Raw genomic sequence first — 19,475 nt, 5'->3', positions numbered from 1 at the left:
GTTCGGCGCCCCCCAGTCCCGCGACGTCAGGAGTTGAGTAGATGACACCGATGAGACGGGGTCGTCCCTGGGCCGTGATCGCCGCCCTGTGCGCGGCCGTTCTGGTCACGTTCGGCCTCGCCCAGCCGGCGAGCGCCGCGCCCGGCTGGCCCGTCGTCGGCAAGGGCGCGGCGGGCCCGGACGTCCGCTCCGCCCAGTACCTGCTGGCGGCGCACGGCCACGGGATCGACGCCGACGGCCAGTTCGGCCCCGCGACCGAGGGCGCCGTCCGCGCCTTCCAGCAGGCCAAGGGATACGGCGTCGACGGGATCCTCGGCTCCGAGACCTGGCCCGGCCTGGTCATCACCGTCCGGGAGGGCGACAAGGGGCACGCGGTCTCCGCCGCCCAGACGGCGCTGAACAAACACGGCGCCGGACTCTCCGTGGACGGCCAGTTCGGCCCCGCCACCGCCAAGGCCGCCCGCGCCTTCCAGGACAAGCAGGGCCTGACCGCCGACGGCATCGTCGGGCCCCAGACCTGGCAGCAACTCGTCGGTCAGGGCGGCTCGGGTGGCGGCTACTCGCTGCCCGTCGCCCGCGGTGCCGCGTCCCGCGACGCCTACGGCGCCCCACACCACGACTATCCCGCGCTCGACCTTCCGGTGGGCACCGGAACCCCGCTGCTCGCGGTGACGTCGGGAGTGGCGGAGCGGGTCTCCAACGACCGCTGCGGATACGGCTACCAGCTGCGCGGCGACGACGGTGCCACGTACCTCTACTGTCACCTCTCCCAGCACCAGGCCGGGTCCGGCGTCCAGGTCGAAGCCGGAACCCAGCTCGGTCTCTCCGGAAGCACCGGCAACTCCACCGGCCCCCACCTCCACCTGGAAGTGAACGCCGGAGGCGCCCAGCGCTGCCCGCAGCCCTTGATGCTGGCCGTCTACGACGGCGCCGCCCCGCCCGCTCCGGGCGGTCTTCCCACCGGCGGCTGCATCGGGTAGGCAGCGCCCTCCCCGGCCCGGGGGGTGTCCCGACCAGACACCCCCCGGGCCGACCCCCACAGCCCACCCCCCACACCCCCACACCCGGTCACAGGAGCAGGTCTTGAACACCAGCGCACCCCCACCGGCGGACACCGCCGCACCGAGGTCACCGAGGTCCCGGGCCCCGCTCGTCCGTCTGGTGCTCGCCCTGACCGCGGCGCTGGCCAGCGTCGCGGTCGGCCTCGGGCTCGCCCAGCCAGCCGCCGCGGCCGACTGGCCAGCCCTGAGCAACGGCAGCAGCGGAGCCAACATCACCAGCGCCCAGTACCTGCTGGCGGCGCACGGCCACGGGATCGACGCCGACGGCCAGTTCGGCCCCGCGACCGAGGGCGCCGTCCGCGCCTTCCAGCAGGCCAAGGGATACGGCGTCGACGGCGTCATCGGCTCCGAGACCTGGCCCGGCCTGATCGTCACCGTGAAGGAGGGCGACAAGGGGCACGCGGTCTCGGCCGCCCAGACGGCGCTGAACAAACACGGCGCCGGACTCTCCGTGGACGGCCAGTTCGGCCCCGCCACCGCCAAGGCCGCCCGCGCCTTCCAGGACAAGCAGGGCCTGACCACCGACGGGGTCGTCGGGCCCCAGACCTGGCAGCAGCTGATCGCCGAGGGCGGCGGGGACGACGGCGGCGGCGGGGACTGCTACATCCCCGACCCCGACCCCGAGGTGATCCGCGTCGTCTACCGCGTCGCCACCGACCTCGGCGTCGACGACCGGGTGCTGCTCGCCGGATTCGAGGCCGGCGTGGTCGAGTCCAACATGAACAACCTGGACTGCGGCGACCGCGACTCGCTCGGCGTCTTCCAGCAGCGGCCCTCGCAGGGCTGGGGCACCCCGGAGCAGATCATGGACGTGTCCTTCGCCTCCAACTCCTTCTTCACCCGCGCCATCGAGGAGGCGGCCGCCGACCCGGACGCCAGCGCGGGCACGGTGGCGCAGCGGGTGCAGGTCTCGGCCTTCCCGGAGCGCTACGACCAGGTCGAGGGGACCGCGCGGAAGCTGATCGAGCAGGCCAAGGCCATGGACTGAGCCAGCGTCGGCCAGACCGGCCGTACTCCCGCTGAGACCCCGGGCCGGGCGTGCCGTACCCCCACGGTGCGCCCGGCCCGGACGTCTGGCGGGGCGGGCGGGTCACCGGCGGACGGGGGCCGGTGGGCGGCGGGGAGCCCACGCGGGACGGCACGGCGGGTGTGAGACCCGCCGTGCCGTCGCACGTCGTACGTGGCTCAGAGATCCAGGGCGAGGACGGAACATTGGTGCTCTATCCGTTGAGCTACGGCGGCAGGAGAGCCGCCGGTGGGACTCGAACCCACAACCTCCCGATTACGAGTCGAAGTAGCCGTCCTCTTCGCACCTGAGCCGTGTTCCACGGTAGGGCGCGCGCTCCGGCGCCGCACCCGGTTTAACGCCCCGTCCGCGCCACCGACTCCCGCCCCCTCAGGGGCGGTTGGGCTCCGGGACCGCGCGCGGCGGCACCGTCCCAGGCGGCGCCTCAGATGACGGGCGGGCGGCCGAGCCGCGTCATCCGCCACACGGTGCGCCAGCGCATCGGCCGCCGCCGCCCGCAGGGGGTGCGGACGCCCTCGGCGAACCCGCCCGCCCAGGCGCGGAGTCCGCCGAGCGAGCGCGTCCGGGCCAGGGTGAGCAGCGTCCAGCTGCCCAGGTAGGCGGGGACCAGCGGCAACGGCAGGTTGCGCCGGGCCAGCCAGACCCGGTTCCGCGCGGTCATCCGGTGGTAGACCGCGTGCCGCGCCGGGGAGGTCCGGGGGTGCTGGAGCAGCAGCTCGGGCGCGTAGCGCACCGTCCAGCCCGCGTCGAGGGCGCGCCAGGCCAGGTCGGTCTCCTCGTGGGTGAAGAAGAACTCCTCGGGCCAGTCACCGATCTGCTCCAGCATCCGGACGGAGAGGGTGTGGCCGCCGCCGAGGAAGGTGGTGACCTCCCCGCCGCGCATCGGGTCGCCCGCGCGCAGCCGGGGGACGTGCCGTCGCTGGGTGAGACCGGTCTCGTCGGCGATGCGGAAGCTGACCACCCCGAGGCCGGGGTCGGCGGCGTGCAGCGCCCGCACCCGGCTCAGCACGTCCTTGTCGACAAGGAGACCGTCGTCGTCCAGGTTGACGACCACGTCGACGTCGCCGAACTCGCGCAACCGCCGGATGGCGACGTTCCGTCCGCCCGAGACCCCCAGGTTCTCCTCCAGCTCGACCGGGGTGACGTGGTCGGGCATCGGCGGGAGCGGCGTCCCGTTGCCGACCACCACGACCCGGGTCGGCCGCACGTCCTGGGCGGCGACGGAGTCCAGCAGAGCGGCCACCTCACGCGGCCGGTTTCCCATGGTCAGTACGGCGACACCCAGACGGGGCTCGGACACGGCGGACTCCTGCGGTCGATCGGGCACGACGGTCGCTCGATCATGGTCGGCGGTGCCCGCGATGGTAGCCGTTCACCCGGTGGACGGCGGGGGTCCTCCCCCCGGTCGCCTCCCCCGCCCCACGCGGCCCGCGTCCCATGGCGGCGCGCACCGGCCCGCCCCGGTCCCGTACCAGCCCGCACCGGTCCCGCGCGGCGAACTCCCGCGGCCCCGGCGGGCGTTGCCCCTCCCCGCACGTCCCCACGGCGTCCAGTGCGTCCCCGCGCGTCCTCCGCGCCTCTCCCGGGTGTCCGCCCGGCGTCCCGCCGCCCCGGGCCGCTCCGGGCGGTCGCCACCGGCTCCCCGCCCCGGCTCCCGGGCAACGGCCGGGGCGCTCCCGGACCTCGGGAGCAACCGCCCATACCGTGCGTACCGGTACGAGTCCACACGGCGGCGCACACCGGGAGGTTCCCCGGGGCGCGGGAGGGGAGCGGGTATGCGGGCGCCGGGGGCGGCGGAGTACCGTCGGGTGGGCCGGTCCGCGCAGCGTGCGGGAAGCGTGGGGGAGTGGAGCGTGAGGGAACGTGAGGGAGTGGAATCGGTGATGGACAGCCGTACAGCCGTGGTCGAGGACCTGATGGAGCGGTTCCCGGGGGTCCCGCGGGAGGCCGTCTTCAAGGAGGACCTGCTCCGCGGCGGCATGGCGTTTGACGACTCCGCGCTCAGCGGCAACGAGGAGGGGGAGGTCAAGCCGAAGTCCTACTTCATCTTCTCGTTCGACCACCGCACCCTGCCCGAGCTGGGCCAGGCCGCGCTGCACCGCCCGCCGGAGGAGGTGGTGCTCACCGGAGGCCCCTACGACCTGCGGCGCACCGTCGTCTCGGTCCGGGTCAACCCGGACTCCCCCTACCGCGTACGGGCGGGGGACGACGGCACGCTCGGGCTCTACCTGGACGGGAAGCGCGTCGCGGACGTCGGCGTTCCGCCGATGCCGGAGTACTACCGGCACACGCTTGCCAACGGGAAGTCGGTGATGGAGGTCGCGCCCACCATCCAGTGGGGCTACCTGATCTACCTGACCGTCTTCCGGGTCTGCCAGTACTTCGGCGCCAAGGAGGAGTGCCAGTACTGCGACATCAACCACAACTGGCGCCAGCACAAGGCGGCGGGCCGCCCCTACACCGGGGTCAAGCCGGTGGAGGAGGTGCTGGAGGCGCTGGACATCATCGCCCGGCACGACACCCTCGGGGCCTCCCACGCGTACACCCTGACCGGCGGTTCCATCACCTCCCAGGTCCAGGGGCGGGACGAGGCCGACTTCTACGGCCACTACGCGAAGGCCATCGAGGAGCGCTTCCCCGGCCGGTGGACGGGCAAGGTCGTGGCGCAGGCGCTGCCCAAGGAGGACGTCCAGCGCTTCCACGACTACGGCATCCGCATCTACCACCCCAACTTCGAGGTGTGGGACAAGCGGCTGTTCGAGCTGTACTGCCCCGGCAAGGAGCGCTACGTCGGCCGGGAGGAGTGGCACCGCCGGGTGCTGGACTCCGCCGAGGTCTTCGGCCCGCGCAACGTGATCCCGAACTTCGTCGCGGGCGTCGAGATGGCCGCCCCGCACGGCTTCACCACGGTGGACGACGCGATCAGCTCGACCACCGAGGGCCTGCGCTTCTTCATGTCGAACGGGATCCTGCCCCGGTTCACCACCTGGTGCCCGGAGCCGACCACCCCGCTCGGCCGCACCAACCCGCAGGGCGCTCCGCTGGAGTACCACATCCGGCTGCTGGAGGCGTACCGCGCCACCATGGACGAGTACGGCCTCGGGGCACCCCCCGGCTACGGCCCGCCCGGCGCGGGGAACGCGGTCTTCTCCGTCAGCTCGTTCATGGACACCCTCCCGCCGGACGCCGCGTTCGAGGAGAACGCCGAGACACCGGCCGGAGCCACCCCCGCCTGAGGCCACCCGGCCCCGCCGCTCCCGCGGTCACGCCGTCCCGCCGCCGCGCCGTCGCGAGGCCCGCCCCCGCGAGGGCGGCCCCGGGGGCGCGGCGGTTCGGCCAGCGGGAGGAGTCCGGCGGCCCACCGGCGCGGCCCGGCGGGTTTCGCGGAAGAGCTGGTCCCAGCGTCCCGGACCGGGGCACCGCCCCGGTGGTGCCCCGGTCCGGTCCCCCGGACCAGCCCCGCGACAGGCAGGAGCACACCATGGCACGGCTCAGCGTCACCGCGTTCGTCTCACTCGACGGCGTCGTCCAGGCCCCCGGCTCCCCCGAGGAGGACCAGGACGGCGGCTTCACCCAGGGCGGGTGGGCGATGCCGCTCTTCGACGACCAGGCGGTCGCTCACATGGCCGCCGTCTTCGACGAGGCCACCGCCTTCCTGCTGGGGCGGCGGACCTACGAGATCTTCGCGGCCCACTGGCCCCGGGTCACCGACCCCGGGGACCCGATCGCGACGCGGCTCAACACGCTGCCGAAGTACGTCGCCTCCAGCGCCCCGGCCGAACTGGGCTGGGCGGGCGCGGCCACCCTCACCGGCGACGTGCCGGGCGAAGTGGCGCGGCTCAAGGGCGAACTGGACGGGGAACTCCAGATCCACGGCAGCGGCGTCCTCGCGCAGAGCCTGATGGAGCACGGCCTCGTCGACGTGTACCGGATCCTCACCTTCCCGGTCATCCTCGGGCGCGGGAAGCGGCTCTTCACCCACGGCGCGGCACCCGGCGCCCTCCGGCTGACCAGCAGCGTCGCGACCGGCACCGGGATCGTGATGAGCCGCTACGAGGCGACCGGCCGCCCCCCGGAGTCCGGGGACGCCACCAGCGAGACCAGAGGCTGAGCACCGCCCACCCACGGCCCGCCCGGCGCCCACGCACCCCGGTCCGCCCACACACCGGGCCCGCCCGGCCCACCCGGCGGCGGGGTGCCCAGGACCGGGGCGCCCGGAGCGCCCGGAGCGGGGGCGGACCGCGTGCGGGGGCGGGCGGACACGGGCGGGGCACCCCTCAGGGCAGGTCGCCGTCGCCCCCGAGGTTGGCGACGATCCGGCGCAGCACGTTGATGGTGGTCACGTACTCCTCCGTGGTGACGCCCTCGGTGGCGGTGGCGAGCAGCGGCCGCAGCCGCGCCCAGGCCCGCTGCCGGGTCTCCTCCCCGGCGGGGGTGAGGGTGAACGTCCCCTCCTCCTCCGCCAGCAGCCCGCGCGCGATCAACTCGTCGTAGACCGCTTCGAGTTCGAGCCCCAGGTCGTTGTAGGGCCGCAGCAGGGCGGTGAGCCGCTCCCGGTCCCAGCCGCCGGGCGCCCCGGACACCTGGCCCAGCACCCACCAGGCGGGCTGGGTCAGGTCCTCCCGCGCCAGCTCCACCCGGATCGCGCCGACCACGGCCCGGTACGCCTGTCCCGTCCAGCCTCCGACGGGCTGTGCGGCGATCCGCTCCGTCGGGTACTCCGTCAGCCGCATGGCACTCGCTCCCTCTCCTCGCTCGGTGTCGCCCCGCTCCCCCGCCGCCCTCCCAGCGCCGTCCGGCGCCATCCCGGCGGCGGGGCGGGCCGCCGTGGGGACGGCGTGGACCACCGTAGGAAGTGAAGTGCAGTTGAAGTCCAACTCGGGCCAGGGGCACCCCGGTTCCGGCCTCCGCACGGGACGGCGCGGCCGGGCACCTCCGGGGGCGGGGCGGCGCGTTGGGCGGAGGCGTCGAACTACCGGGGCTGACCTCGGTGTTGGGGTGTTCCGAAGGTCCGCGCGGTCGGCGGGGGCGAGGCGGTGTGCGCGGGACGCGCGGGGCTTACGCTTCCCCGGGGTACGACACCACACGGCACCACACGGCACGGCGCGACGGAGCGTGGCGAGGGGCGCGCGGCCCCCGCCGGGAGCGAGGGGAGGACGGTTGCGCGGAGAGACGCCCGAGCCGGGCACCACGGGACACGACACCGGTCAGGACGGGACGGCCAGATGGGCCACGGCGCCATGGGCCGCGCTGGCGGCGGGACTTGACGGCACGCTCGCACTCCCCACCGACCCCGCCTACCCGGCGGCACGGCCCCTGTTCAGCCCGCGCTTCGACGCGGTGCGGCCCGCCGCCCTCGCCTACTGCGCCCACGCCGGGGATGTCGCCGCCTGCCTCACCTTCGCCCGGCGGCACGGGATACCGGTGGCGGTGCGCGGCGGCGGCCACTCCTACGCGGGCTGGTCGACGGGGCCCGGGCTGGTCGTCGACGTCCAGCCGATGGCCGCCGTGGAGCCGTCCGGGGAGACCGCCACCATCGGCGCCGGGGCCAAACTCATCGACGTCTACGACCGGTTGGCCACCGCCGGAGTCAGCGTCTCCGCCGGGTCGTGCCCCACCGTCGGCTTCGCGGGGCTGGCCCTCGGCGGCGGCGTCGGGGTGGTCTCCCGGGCCTACGGCATGACCTGCGACCGCGTGACCGGCGTGCGGATCGTCACGGCCGACGGCACCGTCCGCGAGGTGGACGCGGAGCGCGAGCCCGAGCTGTTCTGGGCGCTCCGCGGGGCGGGGCACGCCGGGTTCGGCGTCGCCACCGCGTTCCGGGTCCGCACCTTCCCCGTCTCCGACTGCACGACGTTCGACCTGAGTTGGCCGTGGTCGCGGGCGGACGCGGTACTGCGGGCCTGGCTGGAGTGGGCGCCGTCGGCCCCGGACGGCCTCTGGTCCAACCTGCGGCTGCGGGCGACGGCGGGCGAGGGCGCGCCCCGGGTGTTCGCGGGCGGACTCAGCCTGGACCCGCGCGCCGAGACGGAGCGCCAACTCGACCTGCTCGCCGGGCTGGTCGGCGCCGCGCCCACCGAGGTCGAGGTGCGGACCGGCGGACACCTGGACGGTATGCGGGAGATGGGCGGCGTCCGGGGCTGGACGACGGCCGAAGCGCACCTGCCCGGGACACTGCCCGGCCGCGACCCGAACGGGCGTGCCGCGCGGGAGAGTTACGAGGCCCGCTCGCACTTCTTCGCCCGGCCCCTGCCGGAGGCCGGGCGCTCCGCGCTGCTGCGCCGGGTGGAGTCGCTCGGCGAACTGCCCGCTCCGGGCTGGGGCGGGGTGGTGTTCGACGCGCTGGGCGGGGCGGTGAACCGGGTAGCGCCGGACGCCACGGCGTTCGTCCACCGCTCGGCGCTGGCGCTGACCCAGTACCTGGGGCACTGGCCCGAGGACGCGGATCCGCCCGCAGTCGCGCGGATCCGGGACTGGCTGGACGGCACCCGGGAGGCGCTGCACCCCTGGTCCAACGGGCACGCCTACCAGAACTACACCGATCCCGGGCTGGCCGACTGGCGATGGGCGTACTACGGCGCGCACGCCCCGCGCCTGGCGGCGCTCCGCGCCACGTACGATCCCGGCGGGCTGTTCACCTTCCCGCAGGCCCTGTGACACCCCGGCCGCCGGTTCGCCCCCGCGCCCTGGGCGAGCGGAACACCGCGGGCTGAACGTCCGCTCGGTCCGGCTTCGGCCAGCTTCGGCGACTGGCCACCGTCCGCGCGGGGTGGCACCGCGCGGGCCCGGAGCCGCGCGCCCGCGCGGGGACCTCGGGGACGGGTCCGCCGTCCGTTCCGGATACCGTCGCTCGGACGTCGTACGAGCCGTATGTGAGGAGATCGCCGTGCTGGTGCTGCTGCCCCCTTCCGAAGGCAAGGCCGAGGGGAAGCGGGGCCGGCCGCTCGACCTCGGCTCCCTCTCGCTGCCCGGCCTGGCCGGGGCGCGTGAGCGGGTGCTGGACGAGCTGGTGGAGCTGTGCTCCGGAGACGCCGGGAAGGCCCGGCGCGTGCTCGGGCTGAGCGAGGGCCAGCGGGACGAGGTGGCGAAGAACGCGGCGCTGCGCACCGCCCCGGCGCTGCCCGCCGCCGAGCTGTACACCGGCGTCCTCTACGACGCGCTGGGGCTGGGCTCGCTGAGCACGGCCGCGAAGCGCCGGGCGACCGGCTCGCTGCTGGTCTTCTCCGGCCTGTGGGGGGCGGTCGGGGTACGCGACCGGCTGCCGTCCTACCGCTGCTCGGGCACGGTGAGGCTGCCCGGCGCCGGGGCGCTCGGCGCGTACTGGCGGGCACCGCTGGAGGCCGAACTCCCCGTCGCCGCGGGCGGCGGGCCGCTGCTCGACCTGCGCTCCACCCCGTACGCCGCGATGTGGAAGCCGACGGGCGAACTGGCCGAGCGCACCGTGACGATCCGGGTGCTGCACTCGACGACGGTGAACGGGGTGGAGAAGCGCTCGGTGGTCAGCCACTTCAACAAGGCGACCAAGGGCCGGATCGTGCGCGGGCTGCTGGAGGCGGGCGGCACCCCCCGAACCCCGGCCGCGCTGGTCGATGCGGTGCGGGCACTGGGCTACCGGGTGGAGGGCGAACCACCGTCCCGCGCCGGGAAGCCGTGGCCGCTGGACGTGGTCGTCACCGCGCTCTGACCGGCGGCACGGCCCCGGCCGCCGCGCCCCGCCCCGGTGTGCCCCGACCACCGTGCCCCGCCCCGGTGTTGAGCCGCCCCCGGGAGCAGTGTTGCGGAGCGCGCAACACGCGTTGTGGGGATCGCGGGGCGCCGGGCAGGATGGCCGCATGACGTCCCCGCCACCCGCCTCCCGCCCCTCCCCCGGACCGGCCGCCCCCGGGGTGCTGGACCTCGCGCCGGTCCTGCCGGTCGCGGTGATCGACGAGGTGGCGCACGCCGTTCCGATGGCGCGGGCGCTGGTGGCGGGCGGGCTCCCGGCGATCGAGGTCACGCTGCGCACCGACGCGGCGCTGGACGCGGTGCGCGCCATCGCCTCCGAGGTGCCGGAGGCGGTCGTCGGGGTGGGCACCGTGCGCACCCCGGAGCAGACCCGGCGGGCGGTGGCGGCCGGTGCCCGCTTCCTGGTCAGCCCGGGGTGGACGGAGCGTTCGCTGGCGGCCCTGCGGGAGTCGGGGCTGCCGTTCCTGCCCGGCGTCTCCACCGTCTCGGAGGTGCTGACGCTGCTGGAGCGCGGCGTGCCGGAGATGAAGTTCTTCCCCGCCGAGGCGGCGGGCGGCCCCGCCTTTCTGGCCGCGCTGGCCTCCCCGGTGCCGGAGGCCCGGTTCTGCCCGACCGGCGGGGTGACGCCCGAGCGGGCCCCCGGCTATCTCGCGCTGCCCAACGTCGGCTGTGTGGGAGGCAGTTGGATGCTGCCGAGGGAGGCGGTCACGGCCGGGGACTGGGACCGGGTCCGGCGGCTCGCGCGGGACGCGGCGGCGCTGCGCACCGGCTGAGCCGCGCCAGCCAGGCCCGTACCGGCGTGCCCGTGGGACCCGGGCACCCACCCGGCAGGCCGGGCTCCTGCCCAGCCGGTCAGCGGAGGTGGGCGGTCTCGTTCAGCAGCCGGAGCGAGGCGTTGCCGTCCGCGAAGTAGGCGACCTCGGAGAGCGAGGCGGCCGACAGCTCCATCCGGTAGAGCGCGGCGGGCGGGGCGCCGAGCGCCAGCCGGACCAGCGTCTTGACCGGCGTGACGTGCGTGACGAGCAGCACGCTCCGGCCCGCGTACCGGGCGATGAGCCTGTCCCGGGCGCGCGAGACCCGCCGGGCCACGGCGGTGAACGACTCGCCGCCACCGGTCGGTTCGACCTCGGGCGAGCCGAGCCACGCCGCCAGGTCGTCCGGGAAGCGCTCCCGGACCTCCGCGAAGGTCAGCCCCTCCCAGGCACCGAAGTCCGTCTCGCGCAGCCCGTCCTCCGTGCGGACCTCCAGCCCGAGCCGGTCGGCGACGGCGGTGGCGGTCTGCTGGCAGCGGCGCAGCGGCGAACTCACCACCGCCCGCAGGCCGCCCCGGGCCGCGAGCGCGGCGGCGACCGCCTCGGCCTGTCGCCGTCCCACGGCGGAGAGTTCCGGGTCCGAGCCGCCGCTGCCCGAGAAGCGCTTCTCGGGGGTGAGGAGCGTCTCGCCGTGGCGCAGCAACAGGAAGGTGGTGGGGCTGCCCAGATCGGCGCCCCAGCCAGCGGCGGGAGGGGGAACGGACTCGGCGGGCTCGTGCTCCTCGGCGAGAGCCGAGACCGCGCCGGAGGCCGGTGCGGGGGCCGACGCCGGGACGGCCCCGGCGGGGGCGGCGTCGAGTTCGGCGCGGGAGGCGCCGGGCTCCCAGCGCTCCCCGCGCTTGCCCGCGTCCATCGCCTCGTTGGCCAGCCTGTCGGCGTGCTTGTTCCGCTCGCGCGGGATCCACTCGTAGCTCACGGCGCCCGGGGGGAAGACCCGGGCGGCCTCGGCCGCGAGGGGCCGCATGTCCGGGTGCTTGATCTTCCAGCGGCCGGACATCTGCTCCACGACCAGCTTGGAGTCCATCCGCACCCGCACGTCGGCGCCGGAGTCCAGCTCGTACGCGGCGAGCAGCCCGGCCACCAGACCCCGGTACTCGGCCACGTTGTTGGTGGCCCGGCCGATGTACTCGGCGGTCTCCCGCAGCGTCTCCCCGGTCTCGGCGTCCCGCACCACCGCGCCGTACCCGGCGGGCCCGGGGTTGCCCCGCGAGCCGCCGTCCGCCTCGACGACGAAGACGCGGCCGCCGCCCGTCACAGCCCGGAATCCTGGGTGCGGACCAGGATGCGGCGGCAGTTCTCGCAGCGGACCACGGCGTCGGACGGGGCGTCACGCACCTCGTTCAGCTCGGTGATGTTGAGCTCCAGGCGGCAGCCCTCGCAGCGGCGCTGGAACAGCTTGGCCGCGCCGACGCCGCCCTCCCGCTCGCGAATCCGGTCGTACAGCTTGAGCAGGTCCCCGGGGACGCCCTCGGCCAGGGACTCGCGCTCGGCGCGGGTCTCGGTGACGGACGCGTCGATCTCCGCGAGGGTGGCGTCCCGACGGGCGGTCACCTCGTCCAGCTTGGCGGTGACGGAGTCGACCCGCTCACCGAGTTCGGCGGCGCGCTGCTGCGCGCTCTCCCGCCGCTCCATCACCTCCAGGACGACGTCCTCCAGGTCGCCCTGGCGCTTGGCCAGCGAGGCGATCTCGCTCTGGAGGCTCTCCAGGTCCTTGGGGTTGCTCACCGCCCCGGAGTCCAGCCGCTGCTGGTTGCGGGCGGCGCGCTGGCGGACCTGGTCCACGTCCTGCTCCGCCTTGGTCTGCTCGCGGCCGGTGTCGCTCTCCTCGGTCTGCGCGGCGACCAGCAGGTCGCGCAGCTGCGTCAGATCGGTCTCCAGCCGCTGCACCTCCTCGTGCTCCGGCAGGTTCTTCCGCCGGTGCGCGAGCTGGGTCAGGCGGGTGTCCAGCGACTGGACCTCAAGGAGGCGGATCTGGTCGGCGGGGGCGGCGTTCAGTTGGGGGCTCCCGTGGTGAGTCGGCGTTGGGGACGGACGGTGCTGACGTACGAACTGCTCCGGAACGGGCCCGCGCTGGTGCTGACGGACGCGGCGGGCCGGGCGGACCGCCGGAGCGGGGCGCACGAGGGCGGGCCGGGCGGACGCGGCGCGGTCCCGGCCGCCGCTGGGGCGCGGACCCACCGTGCGGACGCCCACCGGGCTCACCCTACCGCCGGACACCTGGACCCCTCACGTCCGGATGACGCCGACGGCACGGCCCGATCCGGGGTGGCGAAACCGCCCGCCCCACCGGGCCGAAGCCGCGCGGACGGCGGCCGCGAGCGCGCGCACGGGGAGGGCACGCGGGGCGGGCTCCCCGCGCCGCCCCTCGGTTCTGCGGGCTCAGTCCTCGGGGGCGGGGAGGGGGGCGTCCGCGACGGCCGGGGCGCCGGGGGTTCCGGAGGCGCCCTCCGCGCCGAAGCGGGCGGTCCAGGCGTCGGTGACGGTCGCCGAGACGTGCGTCCGCAGGTCCCAGCCCTCCCGGTCGGCGATGGCGTCGAGTTGGGCGGCGGCCTGCTCGCACCACGGCCACTCGGTCGCGAAGTGGGCGGCGTCCAGCAGCGCCAGCGGGGACTGCTCGCGCGCCTCGGACGACGGGTGGTGGCGCAGGTCGGCGGTGAGGTAGGCGTCCACCCCCGCGGCCCGGACGACGCCGAACAGGCCGTCCCCGGAACCCCCGCACACCGCGACGGTACGGACCGGGCGGTCCGGCTCGCCCGCCAGCCGGACGCCCTGCGCGGTGCACGGCAGCGCCCGGGCGGCGCGTTCGGCCAGCTCGCCCAGGGTCAGCGGGGCGTCCACCGCGCAGATCCGGCCGAGGCCGCGTCGGCCCTCCGGATCACCGGCGTCCGGCACCAGCGGGGACACCACCCGCAGGCCCAGCGCCCCGGCGAGCGCGTCGGACACCCCGGGGTCGGCGGTGTCCGCGTTGGTGTGCGCGACGTGCAGCGCGACGCCGTTCCGGATCAGCGTGTGGACGACACGGCCCTTGAAGGTGTCGGCGGCGACGGTGGTGGTGCCGCGCAGATACAGCGGATGGTGCGTGACGAGGAGTTCGGCGCCGAGCGCGACGGCCTCCTCCGCGATCTCCTGGACCGGGTCCACGGCGAACAGCACCCGGGACACCCGCGCCCCGGGATCGCCGGGGTCCCCGCAGACGGTGCCGACGGCGTCCCACCCCTCGGCGCGCTCGGGCGGCCAGAGGCGGTCGAGGGCGGTCAGGACGTCGCGGAGCGTGGGGTGCTGGGACACGGGCTCAGGCTACCGGCCTCCGGACTCCGCCCCCGAGCGGGCCGCTCCCCGCCCCAGCCGCACCGCTCCCCGCCTACCGCGCTGTCGTTCGGCGGCCGGGCGGCGGGGCCCCCGCCGCGCCGCCGCGTTCAGCGCCCGACGCGGGGCGGGCCCAGCACAGTTCGGGGCACGGATGGCGACATCCCCGCCCAACATCACCCTTATGCGTGAAGTGCCGCACCGTGCGTTGTTCGGCCGGAAGTACGAGACCTAGCTTCGTCGCTGGAGGTGATCGAATCATGACGTTCCGTGTCGACACGATGGCGGTCGGCGAGGGGGATCAGGCGAACCGGGGCGGTCTCACCATCGCGGCCGACGGCTCGTACGCGGCCCGGCTCAACACCCGGGGCGGCCGGGGCTGTTACCCGGAGCGCTGGACGCTCTCCGGGCCGGAGCCCTACGTCGTCCCGCTGCCCGGCGGTCAGCCGGAGTCGCCCGACAGCCCGCTGCTCCCGCTCGCGGACGGGCATGTGCTGATCGCCCGACGCGGCGTGGGCCGGCACCGTCTCGCGCTGCTCTACCCCACCGGGCCGGGCACCGGGGAGCGCCCGCTCGGGATGGTGCGGGGCGAGCGGCTGCGGCTGCTGCCCCCCGCGCCCTGCGGGCGCCGGGCCTACGCGGTCACGATCGGCGAGTTCTCCACCAGCGTCTGGCTGCTGGTGGGCGGCGCCACCGGCGCCCCCGAGCTGGTGGCGGACGTCGCCGGGCAGTGCGGCGGCGGCTCCTGGCTGGACCGGGACGGCAGGCTGCTGGCGCTGGACCGCCGCGATCCGCACGGCGCACACGGCTCCTCGCCCCTCAAGACCGTCGTCGTCGACCTGGCCCGCGGCGGGGAGACCTCACCGCTGCTCCAGATCTCCGAGGAGAGCGACGACCAGCTGCTGCTGGCCGATCCGGACACCGGGCTGGCGCTGATCCGCTCGAACGCGCCCGGGGAGGAGCGGCTGGGCTGGGGTGTGCTCGGGAGTCACCGTCCGGTGCGGTTCCCCGAGGGACTGCGCTCACCCCGGGTGCGGCTGACGCCCTTCGCCGTGCAGCCCGGGCAGCAACTCCAGCCGGAGAGCTGCGCGGTCGCCTTCCGCGCCGAGGCGGTGAGCGAGTCGGCCGAGCCCCCGGAGCGGCCCTCCGCGCGGGATCCGGAGGCAGCGGACCACCGGCCGGAGGCGGGGCCCGCGCCGCGCCGCCCGTGGCTGGCGGTGTGGCGTCCGGACTGGCGGGAACCGCTGCACCTCACCGCGCCGGAGGGCTGGCTGACCGGCAGCGGGCTGTGGACGTCGGACGGGGAGCTGCGGCTGCCCCGCGTCACCGCGAGCACGCCGTGCGAGCTGTCCCGCTTCTCGGCGGCGGCGCTGGAGGCGGCACGGCGCACCGCGCGGGAGACGGCGGTTCAGGAGGCGGCGGCCCGGGAGCCGCTGGCGGCTCCGGAGGGCCGGGCGCCGGACGGCGAGACGGCGGCCGAGGGCGCGGCGAGCGACATGGCCGCCCGATGGCCGCGGACGCCCCCGGGGGCGACGGAGGCCGGTCCCCGCCCGGAGCACCCTCCCGATCGGGCCCAGCCCCCGGAGTACGGGTACGGCGCCACCTCCGTCACGGCCACCGCGCAGCTGCGGATGTCGATCCGGGTGCGGGAGTGGGCGGCGGGGCGGGCCGAGGCGGCGCGCGTCCGGCGGGTCGACGCCCGGCCGGAGGGCACGCCACCGCGCGAGGTCACCCCGGAGGGGCTGGACGGGCCGGACCGGCCCGACTCCCCCGGCCAGGAGGCGAATCCGTGGTTCTCACCCGGCGACACGGAGGGGTTCCGCCCGGTGCCGCTCCAGCAGGCGCCGGTGGCGCTGAACTCCTAGCCGCGCGGCGGGGCGGGGCGCCGCGCGCCGCCCTCGACTGACGGCCCGGAGGTGGGGAACGGGCCGTCAGTCGTGGGTGATCTCGGTGTCGGTGAGGACCGGGGCGTCCTCGCGCTCCACGACGTGCGCGGTGGCGTGCACGCGGTGCGCGTCCCGCCGCCACATCCGCACCCGCAGCGTCTCGCCGGGGAAGACCACCCCGGCGAACCGGGTGCGGTAGTCGCGCACCCTGGTGACGTCCCCGTCCAGCGCGGTGTCCACCAGCGCCTTGAGGACCACGCCGTACGAGCACAGCCCGTGCAGGATCGGCCGGTCGAAGCCCGCGAGCTGGGCGAACTCCGGGTCGGCGTGCAGCGGGTTCCAGTCGCCGGAGAGGCGGTAGAGCAGGGCCTGGTCCTCCCGGGTCCCCTTCTCCACCACGTGGTCCGGTTCCCGGTCGGGGGCCTCCAGCCGGTCGGAGGGGCCGCGCTCACCGCCGAACCCGCCCTCCCCGCGCACGAAGATCTGACTCTCGCAGCTCCACAACGGCCCGTCGCCGTCGGCCACTTCGGTGCCGAGCACGATGACGGCGGCCTTGCCCTTGTCGTACACCGCGCGGACGCGGGAGGTCTGGGTGGCCCTGCCGCCGACGGGGATGGGCCGGTGGCTGCGCACCGTCTGCCCGCCGTGCAGCACGGCGGCGAGGTCCACCTCGACGCCGGGCGCGGTGAGGCCGTGCGCCAGCGCCATGCCGCCGCCCGCCACGGTGGCGAAGCTGGGCAGCACCCGCAGCCTGCTCTCCAGGGTGTACCGCAGTTCACCGGGGTCGGTCGCGGGGACTCCGGCGCCCACGCCCAGGTGGTAGAGCTGCACGTCCTTGTGGTCCCAGGTGATCTCGCCGGTGGCGGGCTCGGCGGCGATCGCCGCGACTGCGTCTATCGGCATCGGGGAGGGCTCCTCCGTCGGGGGTTCGGTGGGCCGTGAGGACTCCGGCCCGGCCGTCCGCACCGTCGTCCGGGCCGGAGTCGCGCGCGGTCGGCGAACGGTACGACGAGAACACGTTCTAGACCGACGGCTCCTGTATAGCCCACCGTTCTCCCCCTGGGAAGGGCTCATCCGCCCTTGGTTACCGGTGAGTTGACTTCGTCAGGTCCGCAGGTGGGAGGCGCCGTTCAGATCGAGGACGGTGCCCGCGGCCCACTCCGCCCCCGGCGAGGCGAGCCACAGCACCGCCTCCGCGATCTCCGCGGGCCGGGCCACCCGGCCGAACGGGCTCTGCGCCCGGATCTCCGCGCCCCGCTCCCCCGCCAGCCGCTCCGCGACCCGCTCGGTCTCCACGAAGCCGGGCGCCACCGAGGCGACCGCGATCCCGTACGGCGCGAGCGCCACCGCGAGGGACTGGCTCAGCGCGTGCGCGCCCGCCTTGGTCGCGCCGTAGGCGGGGTGGTCCGGTTCACCCCGGAAGGCGCCGCGCGAGCCGACGGTCACGATCCGGCCGCCCCGGCCGCCCTCGATCATCCGGTGCGCAGCCTGGTGGCTGAGCGCCGCCGTCCCCAGCAGGTTGACGTCCAGGTGGCGCCGCCAGGCCGCGATCCACTCCCCGTACGAGGTGCGCGCCGGCGGGTGCGGCAGGTTCACCGCCGCGTTGTTGACCAGCACCTCCAGCCCACCGAGCCGTTCGGCGGCCCCGGCCACCAGCGCGGCGGCCTCGCCGGGGTCGGCGAGGTCGGCGGGGAGCAGCGTGTGCCCCTCGCCCGGCAGGCTCTCCAGGGTGCGCTCCGCCTCCGCCCGTCGGCTGCCGTAGTGGACGGCCACCCGGTCCCCGTTACGCGCGAACGCCCGGGCCAGCGCCCGGCCGAGCCCCCGGGAGGCACCGCTGACCAGCACCCGCCGCCCGGTGCCGGGAAAGCCGGAGGGGGCGGGGGCGTCAGCGGATGCGGAGGTGTGCGGGGGTGCTGGGGTGTCAGGGGGTTCGGGGGCCGCCGCCGGGCGGGGGGTCTCGGGTGTCGACACGCGCCGTGTCCTCCGGATCCTGTGGGTCGTGCTGGTCGCGCTCGTCCCGCTGACCGGGTTCGGCTCGCTCGCCCGGGGGGTGGGACCGCTCAACGGCCCCGTGCGTACGGGGCAGTACGACGAGCATCAGTATCACGCAGCCGAACAGCACCAGCGCGGCGGTGCGGAAGGCCGCCCCGTACCCCGCGGTGAGCGCCGCACCGCTGGTGCCCGTCCCGGTACGCGCCGAGGCGACGGTGGACAGCACCGCCAGACCCAGCGCCCCGCCCATCGTCCTGGCGGTGTTGACCAGGCCGGAGACCAGCCCGGCCTCCCGGGGCGCGGCCCCCGCCGTGGCCACCGCGGCGAGCGGGGTGGACGCCATCCCGGTGCCGAAGGCCATCAGCACACCGGGGCCGAGCATGGTGTCGAGGTACCCGCCGTCCGCGCGCATCGCGCTCTGCCAGAGGAAGCCGCAGCCGCTCACCGCCGCCCCCGCGACGGCCGGGAACTTGGCGTCGATCCGGTGCATCAGCCGGGGGGCGAGCTGGGAGCCGAGGATGACGCTCAGCGAGTGCGGCAGGAAGCCCAGCCCGGCCTGGATCGCGCTGTAGCCGAGGACGTTCTGCATGTAGAGCGACATGAAGTACCACATGGAGAACAGGGCGGCGCCGCAGACGAACATGCACAGGTTGGCCGCCCACACCGAGCGCAGCCGGAACAGCCGCAGCGGCATCAGCGGCGCGACCGCCCGGGACTCCACCGCCAGGAAGCAGCCGACCAGGGCCAGTCCCGCGCCCAGCGGAGCCAGTGCCGCCGGAGCCGTCCAGCCCAGGCCCTCGGTGCGCACCACCCCGTAGGCGACCGCGCCCAGGCCCAGGGTGACGAGCAGCGCGCCCGGAACGTCCAGCCGCCGCCCGGCGGCCACAGCCGCCCCGTCGGAGTCCGGCTCGGGGCGGCTCTCCACCAGCCACAGCAGCGCGGCGAGCAGCACCACCCCGCCGACGGGCCCGTTGATGAGCAGCACCCAGCGCCAGGAGAGCGCGTCCGTGAGGATCCCGCCGAGCAGGCCACCCACCGCGCCGCCCCCGGCGCCGACGGCCGTCCAGACACCGATCGCCCGGGTGCGGGCCCGGCCGTGCGGGAAGGTGAGCGTCAGCAGCGTCAGGGTGGCCGGGGAGAGCACCGCGGAGCCCACACCCTGCGCGGCCCGCGCGAGGAGCAGCTGCCAGGGCGCCTGGGCCAGTCCGCCCGCCAGGCTGGCCGCGGTGAACAGGCCGAGCCCGGCGACGAACACCCGCTTGCGGCCGAAGAGGTCGGCCGCCCGGCCGCCGAGCAGCATGAAGCCGGAGAAAGTGAGGGTGTAGAGGTTCACCACCCACTGGAGTCCCGCCTCGTCCATCCCGAGCCCGGTCCGCATCGAGGGCAGCGCCACGTTGACCACCGACACGTCGAGCACGGCCAGGAACTGCCCGGCACACGCCGCCAGCACCACCACCCACGGCCGTGAGCCGCCGCCCCGGGCCCGCGGCGCCCCGGCGGCCGATCCGGACTGCGACATAGCGCGCATCGTCGCACCGGTACCCCGCCACCGGCCGGTATCCCCCGCGCGGGGTGCCGCGCACCGGAGGGAAAGCCCAGTTCAGCGCGGTCCGTCCGGCATGCTGGGGCGGCCGCGCACCCGGACGGCCGCCCTCCGTACCGCGCT

The 19,475-nt window shown here is 75.8% G+C and carries 16 protein-coding genes; 8 read left to right on the top strand and 8 right to left on the bottom strand.

Translation table 11 applies throughout. The features are described 5' to 3' along the window. Nucleotides 1-41 precede the first annotated feature (41 nt). Together E0L36_RS03780 and E0L36_RS03775 are read left to right on the top strand one after the other, a co-directional pair. Complete coding sequence (locus E0L36_RS03780; protein WP_180927406.1) at nt 42-980, top strand: peptidoglycan-binding protein; 939 nt, start codon at nt 42-44, stop codon at nt 978-980. A gap of 103 nt (nt 981-1,083) precedes the next feature. Then, nucleotides 1,084-2,049: a peptidoglycan-binding protein gene (locus E0L36_RS03775; RefSeq protein ID WP_258015887.1), complete on the top strand. Its 966-nt coding sequence runs from the start codon at nt 1,084-1,086 to the stop codon at nt 2,047-2,049. Nucleotides 2,050-2,512: 463 nt separating this feature from the next. Here the strand turns inward: E0L36_RS03775 and E0L36_RS03770 are convergent, their stop codons facing one another. Next, nucleotides 2,513-3,388, bottom strand: a complete 876-nt coding sequence (locus tag E0L36_RS03770; RefSeq protein WP_180927405.1) for a glycosyltransferase family 2 protein — start codon at nt 3,386-3,388, stop codon at nt 2,513-2,515. A 583-nt stretch (nt 3,389-3,971) separates the two neighbouring features. On the opposite strand from E0L36_RS03770, the gene E0L36_RS03765 reads away from it, so the two are divergent. Beyond that, entirely contained in the window at nt 3,972-5,324 is a 1,353-nt protein-coding gene (locus E0L36_RS03765) for a radical SAM protein (protein WP_180927404.1), read from the top strand. Nucleotides 5,325-5,569: 245 nt separating this feature from the next. Further along, complete coding sequence (locus E0L36_RS03760) at nt 5,570-6,199, top strand: dihydrofolate reductase family protein (RefSeq protein ID WP_180927403.1); 630 nt, start codon at nt 5,570-5,572, stop codon at nt 6,197-6,199. A 166-nt stretch (nt 6,200-6,365) separates the two neighbouring features. Here the strand turns inward: E0L36_RS03760 and E0L36_RS03755 are convergent, their stop codons facing one another. Beyond that, entirely contained in the window at nt 6,366-6,821 is a 456-nt protein-coding gene (locus tag E0L36_RS03755; protein WP_180927402.1) for a MarR family transcriptional regulator, read from the bottom strand. A gap of 427 nt (nt 6,822-7,248) precedes the next feature. Here E0L36_RS03755 and E0L36_RS03750 point away from each other — a divergent pair, with 427 nt between their 5' ends. The 3 genes from E0L36_RS03750 (at nt 7,249) to eda (ending at nt 10,586) form a co-directional block, all read left to right on the top strand. Continuing rightward, nucleotides 7,249-8,745, top strand: coding sequence for an FAD-binding oxidoreductase (locus E0L36_RS03750; protein ID WP_258015886.1), 1,497 nt, complete (start codon nt 7,249-7,251; stop codon nt 8,743-8,745). A gap of 229 nt (nt 8,746-8,974) precedes the next feature. After that, the gene (gene yaaA / locus E0L36_RS03745) at nt 8,975-9,772 is read left to right on the top strand and encodes a peroxide stress protein YaaA (protein ID WP_180927400.1); all 798 of its coding nucleotides are present in this window, start codon (nt 8,975-8,977) and stop codon (nt 9,770-9,772) included. A 148-nt stretch (nt 9,773-9,920) separates the two neighbouring features. Beyond that, entirely contained in the window at nt 9,921-10,586 is a 666-nt protein-coding gene (gene eda / locus E0L36_RS03740) for a bifunctional 4-hydroxy-2-oxoglutarate aldolase/2-dehydro-3-deoxy-phosphogluconate aldolase (protein WP_180927399.1), read from the top strand. A 79-nt stretch (nt 10,587-10,665) separates the two neighbouring features. On the opposite strand, the gene E0L36_RS03735 is transcribed toward eda, so the two are convergent. From E0L36_RS03735 to E0L36_RS03725, 3 genes are all read right to left on the bottom strand, one after another. Beyond that, nucleotides 10,666-11,880, bottom strand: a complete 1,215-nt coding sequence (locus tag E0L36_RS03735) for a bifunctional RNase H/acid phosphatase (protein ID WP_180927398.1) — start codon at nt 11,878-11,880, stop codon at nt 10,666-10,668. Then, nucleotides 11,877-12,620, bottom strand: a complete 744-nt coding sequence (locus tag E0L36_RS28185) for a zinc ribbon domain-containing protein (RefSeq protein ID WP_180928579.1) — start codon at nt 12,618-12,620, stop codon at nt 11,877-11,879. Before E0L36_RS28185 ends, E0L36_RS03735 begins: the two co-directional genes overlap by 4 nt. Nucleotides 12,621-13,004: 384 nt before the next feature. Continuing rightward, nucleotides 13,005-13,913, bottom strand: coding sequence for a Nif3-like dinuclear metal center hexameric protein (locus tag E0L36_RS03725; RefSeq protein ID WP_180927397.1), 909 nt, complete (start codon nt 13,911-13,913; stop codon nt 13,005-13,007). A gap of 278 nt (nt 13,914-14,191) precedes the next feature. Between E0L36_RS03725 and E0L36_RS03720 the strand changes: the two genes are divergently transcribed. Further along, nucleotides 14,192-15,796: a hypothetical protein gene (locus tag E0L36_RS03720; protein ID WP_180927396.1), complete on the top strand. Its 1,605-nt coding sequence runs from the start codon at nt 14,192-14,194 to the stop codon at nt 15,794-15,796. Between the two features lie 66 nt (nt 15,797-15,862). Here E0L36_RS03720 and E0L36_RS03715 read toward each other — a convergent pair whose 3' ends face one another. From E0L36_RS03715 to E0L36_RS03705, 3 genes are all read right to left on the bottom strand, one after another. Continuing rightward, entirely contained in the window at nt 15,863-16,720 is an 858-nt protein-coding gene (locus E0L36_RS03715; RefSeq protein WP_180927395.1) for a MaoC/PaaZ C-terminal domain-containing protein, read from the bottom strand. A gap of 201 nt (nt 16,721-16,921) precedes the next feature. Next, nucleotides 16,922-17,662: an SDR family NAD(P)-dependent oxidoreductase gene (locus tag E0L36_RS03710; RefSeq protein ID WP_180928578.1), complete on the bottom strand. Its 741-nt coding sequence runs from the start codon at nt 17,660-17,662 to the stop codon at nt 16,922-16,924. 76 nt (nt 17,663-17,738) lie between these two features. Beyond that, nucleotides 17,739-19,328 carry an MFS transporter gene (locus E0L36_RS03705; RefSeq protein ID WP_258015885.1) on the bottom strand — a complete coding sequence of 530 codons (1,590 nt, stop codon included), beginning with the start codon at nt 19,326-19,328 and terminating at the stop codon, nt 17,739-17,741. Between the last annotated feature and the right edge of the window lie 147 nt (nt 19,329-19,475).

Origin of the sequence: Streptomyces sp. AJS327, from assembly GCF_013450295.1 — a bacterium.
Classification (GTDB): domain Bacteria; phylum Actinomycetota; class Actinomycetes; order Streptomycetales; family Streptomycetaceae; genus Streptomyces.
The sequence above is the reverse complement of the archived record's forward strand: the minus strand, read 5'-3'. Positions and strand labels throughout refer to the sequence as shown.

Excerpts from the sequence above, each read along its gene's own strand:
- E0L36_RS03780 (WP_180927406.1), top strand. The coding sequence starts at position 42 with ATGACACCGATGAGACGGGGTCGTCCCTGGGCCGTGATCGCCGCCCTG.
- E0L36_RS03765 (WP_180927404.1), top strand. The coding sequence starts at position 3,972 with ATGGACAGCCGTACAGCCGTGGTCGAGGACCTGATGGAGCGGTTCCCG.
- E0L36_RS03760 (WP_180927403.1), top strand. The coding sequence starts at position 5,570 with ATGGCACGGCTCAGCGTCACCGCGTTCGTCTCACTCGACGGCGTCGTC.
- E0L36_RS03755 (WP_180927402.1), bottom strand. The coding sequence starts at position 6,821 with ATGCGGCTGACGGAGTACCCGACGGAGCGGATCGCCGCACAGCCCGTC.
- eda (WP_180927399.1), top strand. The coding sequence starts at position 9,921 with ATGACGTCCCCGCCACCCGCCTCCCGCCCCTCCCCCGGACCGGCCGCC.
- E0L36_RS03720 (WP_180927396.1), top strand. The coding sequence starts at position 14,192 with ATGACGTTCCGTGTCGACACGATGGCGGTCGGCGAGGGGGATCAGGCG.
- E0L36_RS03715 (WP_180927395.1), bottom strand. The coding sequence starts at position 16,720 with ATGCCGATAGACGCAGTCGCGGCGATCGCCGCCGAGCCCGCCACCGGC.
- E0L36_RS03705 (WP_258015885.1), bottom strand. The coding sequence starts at position 19,328 with ATGTCGCAGTCCGGATCGGCCGCCGGGGCGCCGCGGGCCCGGGGCGGC.